Source organism: Flavobacterium tructae (assembly GCF_002217475.1).
Lineage (GTDB): Bacteria > Bacteroidota > Bacteroidia > Flavobacteriales > Flavobacteriaceae > Flavobacterium > Flavobacterium tructae.
Genome location: NZ_MUHH01000067.1, coordinates 68,392 through 74,473 on the forward strand (window position 1 = coordinate 68,392; position 6,082 = coordinate 74,473).

The 6,082-nt window shown below is 34.9% G+C and carries 6 protein-coding genes; 1 reads left to right on the plus strand and 5 read right to left on the minus strand.

Features of this window, described 5'->3' with window-relative positions; genetic code table 11:
- Positions 1-65 precede the first annotated feature (65 nt).
- Positions 66-2,288 carry an FUSC family protein gene (locus B0A80_RS20110; RefSeq protein WP_089078447.1) on the plus strand — a complete coding sequence of 741 codons (2,223 nt, stop codon included), beginning with the start codon at positions 66-68 and terminating at the stop codon, positions 2,286-2,288.
- Positions 2,289-2,304: 16 nt separating this feature from the next.
- On the opposite strand, the gene B0A80_RS20115 is transcribed toward B0A80_RS20110, so the two are convergent.
- The 5 genes from B0A80_RS20115 to B0A80_RS20135 form a co-directional block, all read right to left on the minus strand.
- Positions 2,305-3,252: a hypothetical protein gene (locus B0A80_RS20115; protein WP_089078448.1), complete on the minus strand. Its 948-nt coding sequence runs from the start codon at positions 3,250-3,252 to the stop codon at positions 2,305-2,307.
- Between the two features lie 241 nt (positions 3,253-3,493).
- Positions 3,494-4,993 carry a malate:quinone oxidoreductase gene (locus B0A80_RS20120; RefSeq protein ID WP_070906722.1) on the minus strand — a complete coding sequence of 500 codons (1,500 nt, stop codon included), beginning with the start codon at positions 4,991-4,993 and terminating at the stop codon, positions 3,494-3,496.
- 112 nt (positions 4,994-5,105) lie between these two features.
- On the minus strand, positions 5,106-5,522 hold the full coding sequence (ruvX, locus tag B0A80_RS20125) for a Holliday junction resolvase RuvX (protein ID WP_070906723.1): 417 nt from the start codon (positions 5,520-5,522) through the stop codon (positions 5,106-5,108).
- Between the two features lie 40 nt (positions 5,523-5,562).
- Positions 5,563-5,844 carry a type II toxin-antitoxin system RelE/ParE family toxin gene (locus B0A80_RS20130; protein ID WP_089078449.1) on the minus strand — a complete coding sequence of 94 codons (282 nt, stop codon included), beginning with the start codon at positions 5,842-5,844 and terminating at the stop codon, positions 5,563-5,565.
- A partial coding sequence (locus tag B0A80_RS20135) for a hypothetical protein (protein ID WP_233430790.1) occupies positions 5,834-6,082 on the minus strand: 249 nt, incomplete at its 5' end. The genes B0A80_RS20130 and B0A80_RS20135, both read right to left, overlap by 11 nt.

Here is a 6,082-nt window from a genome sequence, read left to right on the forward strand (position 1 = left end):
AACTCATCCATAATTATGCCAAATTAATTCGTACAATTCTTACCTTTGTTTGTAAACCTTCATATATGTTTGACCGTATCTCGAAATTTACCAACAGTACTTCTTTTTTAAATGCCTCAAAAGTAACTATTGCTTCGGTTGTTCCTGTCTTAATTCTGAACTTTCTCGGACACTTCGAAATCGGTTTTACTATCGCTTTGGGGGCTTTTTATACGTATCCCAGTGATATTCCGAGTTCTTTAAGCCATAAAATAAAAGGACTTATTGTGGCTTCCTTTATCGTTTCGGGAGTAAACTTGCTGGTAAATCTTGCTTATCCGTATCCCTTTTTGTTTTATCCTTTTTTAGGCTTTCTATTGTTTTTATGTTCAATGATTTCAGTATATGGTCAGCGTGCTACTCTGGTTTCGTTTTCTGCTTTGTTGTCAATTTCCTTATCGTTTGGCCATTTGCATGAAGGCTGGGAAGCTTTTGAATATTCGGGTTTTATTTTTATAGGTGGAATTTTATATCTTATTGTATCATTGGTCTTTCACTTTGTACAGCCGTACAAATATGTTGAACTTCAAATTGCTGAAGGCATAAAACTAACGGCCAAATATTTAAAACTCAGAGGGGATTTATGGAATCCCGAAGCCAACAGAAAAGCCATTATTGAGAAACAATTAAGCGCTCAGGTAGAACTCAACCTGATTCATGAGGATTTAAGAAAGATGCTTATTGGCAATCAAAATACCTCGGGAGCTACCAGTCAGAATCGAAAGATGCTGCTTGTTTTTATCACTCTGGTTGAGATTCAGGAACTGGCCTTATACACTTCTTTTGACCACGATAAACTGCATGAAAAATTTGCCGCACATCCCGAAGTGCTTCGAACCTATCAGAATGTAGCTTATAAATTAGCCTCTACCTTAAAAAAACTGTCTAAAAATGTACACAACATCAGTGTATATGTTGACAAGAATGATTTAAAGAATGAGCTTGATGCATTGGAGTTTGCCATTTTTGACTATGAAAAAACTTTAGGCAAAGAAGAAGCTGCCGAAGGTGTACTCATGTTGACCAATATGCTGAAGTACGCTAAAAATCAGGTGGGAAAAATCAAAACCATCCAACGTGCTTTTTCACTTGCGATGCAATCTTATAAATTAAAAGACAAGGATAAGGAGCTGGAGAAATTCCTAACGCCTCAATATTACCCATTGCGTACTTTGATTGAGAATTTATCCTACTCTTCTTCTATTTTCAGACATTCCATACGACTGACAACCACTATTTTAATTGGTTTTGTGATTGGAAAATTTCTTCCGTTTCAAAACGTGTATTGGATTTTACTTACCATTGTGGTGATCATGCGTCCGGGTTACGGTTTAACGAAAGAGCGCTCCTATAATCGAATTTTCGGTACTATTTTAGGAGGATTATTAGCATTCGGAATCGTTTCTTTGGTACAAAATCACGTTGTACTGAGTATATTCTCTATTGTTTGTATGCTTCTTGGTATTTCGTTTACACAAATTAACTACAAGATAAGCGCAACATTTGTTACGATGTACGTGGTTTTTATTTATGGAATTTTAGCTCCAAATGTGGTTGAAGTGATTCAGTTTAGAATTCTCGACTCACTCGCGGGAGCTATTTTAGCATTTTTAGCCAATCAGTTTCTATGGCCGGCCTGGGAATTTATCAATACCCCTATACATATTGAAAATTCGATTCGCGCTAATCGAAATTATCTGAAGGAAATTGCCGATTTCTACAATAAAAAAGGCGAGGTTCCTACTTCATACCGATTATCCAGAAAAAATGCTTTTGTTGAGGTTGGTAACCTCATGACTTCCTTTCAGCGAATGATGCAGGAGCCTAAATCGAAGCAAAAAACACTTCCATTGGTTAATAAACTGGTGGTGCTTAACCATTCTATATTATCAGCGTTAGCCTCGCTATCAACTTATATCCAGTCACACCAAACCACTTCTGCTTCGGAATCTTTTAATTACATCATAAAAACGATTCTTTCCAATCTGGATCACGCAATTGCTGCTTTAAGAAATGAAAAGATCATAAATGATACTTATTTTGATAAGGAAGATGTGACTTTACAGTTTGAAGAACTCAAACGTGTTAACTTCAAACGTCTTGCTGCAGATGATGATCTGGACAAGGAAACACGACAAGCCAAGATGCAGGAAGCTCAAATGGTAATCGAGCAATTGATCTGGATGAGCAATCTGGCTGAGAAGATTTTAAAAATTACAAAGGAATTTAAAGCAACAAATCCAGATTAATTCATCTGGATTTGTTTTATTCCTGCTTTCTCTCAAGTTTGATTATTCTCTTTTCTAGCTCTGTCTGATTTTTTTTCATTTGAATATTTTCACCTTTAACTCTTTCATTTTCTTTCTTCATTTCAATCATATACAGAGTAAGCTCTTCAATTTTCTGAAGTAGTTTTGCATTCATTTCACCCAGCACAATACCATTTTTCAAAACTTCCTCTTCACTTGGAATATTTTCGAGATGTCCTTTTTCGGCTATATGCTTCTCAACTTCTTCAAGGGTTGGCAAATTATATCCTTTTTTAAATACAAAATCTGACCAGCCTAACATATCAACTTTTACCTCCTGAGAATGAATTATACCTTTTACATCCAATTTATTATTTGGATTCAAAACCCCAATACCAACATTTCCATTATCCATTATAATAAAACGATTGGTACATAATCCTCCAGCAGCACAGCCTAAATTATCATAGGCCCAGAATTGCAAACTATTACCATAACCACCAGTCATATTAAAGATACCCCACGATTTTGCAGTACCATTAGCCGTTTTTAAAGGGTTATTTATTAAAATTTCACCCCCTATATCTCCTGATATGGTACTGATTACTCTTCCATTAAACAATCCACTCCCACCTACCTCTAATTTTTGCATTGGATTGACTACCCCAACCCCTAAATTTCCACTATATGGCTGAAGGGCGATATTACTTGTAGTACTAAAAGTCTTTGAATACCCCTGAATAATACCCGTATTTTCTGCAGATGTTCCAACAGCAACACCATTTGACAAGTTATTACCACTAAAATGTGCAACAAAAGTATCTATTGTGCTTTGCGCCTGTAGTAAAGCTGTTGGCGAAGTAGTCCCAATACCTACCCGACCAGTCTCTGGAAATGGAAAAGTATTTTGTGCAAAACCAATCTGTACCACAAACAAAATAATCCATACAATCAACTTTTTCATAATAGCATTTTATTTTTTAATTCCTGTTTTCTTTATTAATTTGAATAATAAAAATTTTAAAACTTCAATTCTTAAAACCCTTTTTTAAGTAATTTATCTTATCCCTCATTCACTTATCATTTTTCAAAACTTATCCAACCACAAATTGGTCGATCATATCTTTTTAAAACACAAATATCCTCACATTTCCTTTGCAAAAAAATGTGAGGATATTATATTTTTATTCAAAATGATTTATAGTTTAACTATTTTTTAATCGTAAAACTTCAGAAGTATGTTTTCTAAGCTCGGCTAAAAGTTCCGGTTTATCATTTAAAGTCTGACCATAGGAAGGAATCATCGTTTTCATTTTTGACTGCCATTCCGGTGTTTTCACCTGATTGGTAAAACATCTGCTGATCAAATCAACCATAATACCTACTGCAGTTGACGCTCCCGGAGAAGCTCCTAATAATACCGCCAGGCTTCCGTCGTGTGTACTAATTACTTCGGTACCAAACTCTAAAACTCCGCCACCGTTTTCATCTTTTTTAATTACCTGAACACGTTGTCCGGCTCTTTCCAGTTTCCAGTCTTTAGAACGTGCTGTTGGCAAATACTCACGTAATGCTTTCATTCTGTCTTTAGGAGACTGACGTACCTGCTCAATCAAATATTTAGTCAAAGGAATATTATGATATCCTGCTGACAACATTGGAATTAAGTTGTTCGGTTTTATAGATAATGGTAAATCTAAGTAAGAACCATTTTTCAAAAAGCGTGTTGAAAACCCTGCAAACGGACCAAAAAGCAATGCTTTTTCGCCATCAATTACACGGGTATCGATATGTGGTACAGACATTGGAGGCGCTCCAACGCTTGCTTTTCCGTAAACTTTTGCCTGATGCTTTGCAATTACCTCCGGATTGGTACATTTTAACCATTGTCCGCTTACCGGAAAACCTCCGTAGCCATCTCCTTCCGGTACATTTGCTTTTTCTAATAAAGGCAATGAACCTCCACCCGCTCCGATAAATACAAACTTAGTATAAGCTTTTCTTACATCGCCGGTAGCAAGATCGGTGATTTTGATACGCCATGATTTATCTTCACGTTGTTTTAGTTTTTTAACTTCATGATTAAAGTGCAAAGAAACACCATCAAGTGTCGCTAAATAATTGAACATGCTTCTGGTTAAAGCCCCAAAATTCACATCGGTACCTATTTCCATATGGGTAGCTGCCAGTTTCTCGTTAGCATCTCTGCCTTCCATAACAAGCGGCATCCATTTATTTAACTGCTCAAAATCGGAACTAAATTCCATTTGAGAAAAAATAGGATTGTTTTGTAATGCTTCAAATCTCTTTTTAAGATACGCTACATTTTTTTCTCCCCAAACAAAACTCATGTGAGGAACACTTTTAATAAAATTATCAGGAGATGGTACCTTTTTCTGTTCTACTAAATAGGACCAGAACTGGCGTGAAATCTCAAAAGATTCCGCAATACTTATCGCTTTTTTCGGATCAATACTTCCGTCAGCCTTTTCAGGAGTGTAATTTAATTCACAAAAGGCAGAATGCCCCGTTCCTGCATTATTCCATGCATCTGAACTTTCTGCGGCAGCAACATCTAATCTTTCGTAAATTTCAATTTTTATATCAGGTTGTAATTCTTTCAAAATTACTCCAAGAGTGGCACTCATAATTCCCGCTCCAATAAGCACTACTTCACTATTAGAACGTATTGTTTTGTCAGACATAACAGTATTATTTTTAAAGTGCAAAGGTACTTTTTATAATTGCAAAAAAAAACTAAAATTGCATGATAAAAGTTATGTTTTTCTAAAAAATAAAAAGCTAAAAGATTGGGTGTTAAAAACGTTTTGACGAAAGATAGTCCTGAAGCATAATTGTAGCCGAAATTTCATCGATCAAACCTTTGTTCTGACGCTGTTTTTTACTGAGTCCGCTATCTATCATTGTTTGAAAAGCCATTTTAGACGTAAAACGTTCGTCGACACGAACTACTTTCATATCAGGAAAAATATTGGTAAAATGAGTTACAAATCCTTTAATAACTGAAGCACTCTCTGATGGCTGACCATTCATTTGTTTGGGCTCGCCGATTAAAACGGCTTCAACCTTTTCTTTTGCAAAATAGTCTTTCAGAAAATCAATAAGGGTATTGGTTGGTATTGTTGTTAAACCTGAAGCAATAATCTGCATTTCATCAGTAACAGCAATTCCGGTACGTTTTTGTCCGTAGTCTATAGAAAGAATTCTTGGCATTTTTGAATTTTTAACAAAGATAGAAAGGAAACGTACAAATTTAAAGAGAATCTTTGTGTTTTATAAAACCAAATACAAAAACCATATCCTTGCACTCATCTACTTCATAAACAGAGACATATCCTTTAAAAACATAGTCTCTTATTTTTTCAGAATTAAAATAAACCGATTTTCTAAAATGAAAAGGTTTCACAAGGTCATTTTTAAGTTTTTTTAGTAAGTCGGTTTTAAAATTTCTTGCGGCTTTGGGTTTATCTCTAGCTATATAAGCAACTTGCTCGTTAAGCATTACCATAAATTCACTGGTAAAACTAACTTTCATACTTTGAAATTGTTTTTTCCAAAATATCATCAAGTTCTTCAAAAGTGTAAAATTTAGTTTTACCACTTTTTAATTTATCGTACGCACTTTGCAATTTTCTCTTATCCTCTTCAAATCCTGAATCTTCCGGAATTATTTTAAGTTCCTCTGAAGAAAACGAACTTAACAATTTTAATATTTTTTCTTTTATTTCCGGTTGAAACTCTAATCTAATTGCTTCCATAATACTTTCATTTAC

Coding starts and splice junctions, on each gene's coding strand:
- B0A80_RS20110 (WP_089078447.1), top strand. CDS start 66: ATGTTTGACCGTATCTCGAAATTTACCAACAGTACTTCTTTTTTAAAT.
- B0A80_RS20115 (WP_089078448.1), bottom strand. CDS start 3,252: ATGAAAAAGTTGATTGTATGGATTATTTTGTTTGTGGTACAGATTGGT.
- B0A80_RS20120 (WP_070906722.1), bottom strand. CDS start 4,993: ATGTCTGACAAAACAATACGTTCTAATAGTGAAGTAGTGCTTATTGGA.
- ruvX (WP_070906723.1), bottom strand. CDS start 5,522: ATGCCAAGAATTCTTTCTATAGACTACGGACAAAAACGTACCGGAATT.
- B0A80_RS20130 (WP_089078449.1), bottom strand. CDS start 5,844: ATGAAAGTTAGTTTTACCAGTGAATTTATGGTAATGCTTAACGAGCAA.